The following is a 1,028-nucleotide window of genomic DNA, read 5'->3' on the forward strand; positions in this document are numbered from 1 at the left end:
ACCTGCCGTATCCGGCATGGAAAATGCACGTAATTGTGCACCTAAGTTACAGGCGTATCCGCCGATATTTAGTCTGACGCCTAAAGCGTCTGGAAGCACGTGGCTTCAGTCATGTGAGGATAGAGTTTTTAATTCACTTATGATTGCAATAATAACTCCTGTCGGTTATTGGCAGGAGAGCGTTACATTCTTTATATAGAACGTTTACATAAAACAGTAGAATTAGTGTTGGATATAATTAAAGAGATGAGTCCGGGGACGGATGTTGAAATGTATCAGCAGCTAAAAGAGTTGATTTGTGTTGATGTATTAAAAGCAATCCAGTTTTTGGGATTCAATTATAAAGAAGCAATAGGAGAGCCTTTAACACAAATATGTGCCAATGCAATATTAAGCAAAAGTAGAAAGACCGGTCAAAGTAAAAGAAAGTAGGTGTAAGGATTTTGGAGGCAGAAGTTTCTGTTTCCATTGGTATTTGGGAATGCGATAGTTAAACGAGGGTAGTGACCAGTATGAGAAAACTTATTGCAGGGGGAAACAGTTATGGATTTGATTAATGAAAATGAAAATTTAATTCATTGTTTGAAAGAATTAAGAGATGAATTAAAAATAGAAGAACTAGAAAAAGCGATTAGAAATCAAGAATTTAATGATACTTCCTATGAAGAGTTAATATACAAGAAAAATCAAGAGTTAGCACGATTATTTAATCGCATATATGCGGTTAATCAAAAAATTATTGATGCATATGAACCGGTAAAAAATAGAGTAGCATGTGTGAGCAATATGGGAAATTTACCCTGCGGCATTATTTATATGGATCTTCCTTTAAATAGACAAAATTATTTAGTACAAAAGTTTTATCAGGAATTATTTAATAAATATGTAAATAATCCTGGTAAATATATATTATTGGGATTAGTACCCGCTTCTAATGGAAGGGTGCTAAAAATAGAAAGGCTGGATGACTATAATGGTATCGTAATTTAAGACACTTCAAGAGACATTTCTTAATGAATCTGATATAC

3 protein-coding genes are annotated in these 1,028 nt (G+C 33.5%); all 3 read left to right on the forward strand.

Annotated features, from left to right (window positions below; genetic code table 11):
* A partial coding sequence (locus DWX28_RS19750; RefSeq protein ID WP_207661142.1) for a hypothetical protein occupies nt 1-199 on the forward strand: 199 nt, incomplete at its 5' end.
* A gap of 29 nt (nt 200-228) precedes the next feature.
* A complete protein-coding gene (locus tag DWX28_RS19195; protein ID WP_158565356.1) occupies nt 229-432 on the forward strand; it encodes a hypothetical protein in 204 nt (67 codons plus the stop codon).
* Between the two features lie 111 nt (nt 433-543).
* Complete coding sequence (locus tag DWX28_RS19200) at nt 544-990, forward strand: hypothetical protein (RefSeq protein ID WP_118254795.1); 447 nt, start codon at nt 544-546, stop codon at nt 988-990.
* The last annotated feature ends 38 nt before the right edge of the window (nt 991-1,028 follow it).

Source organism: Blautia sp. AF19-10LB (assembly GCF_003461245.1).
In the GTDB taxonomy this organism is placed as follows: domain Bacteria; phylum Bacillota; class Clostridia; order Lachnospirales; family Lachnospiraceae; genus Blautia_A; species Blautia_A intestinihominis.

Bases quoted from the DNA above. Each gene is read 5' to 3' on its own strand.
- DWX28_RS19200 (WP_118254795.1), top strand. From the start codon at position 544: ATGGATTTGATTAATGAAAATGAAAATTTAATTCATTGTTTGAAAGAA.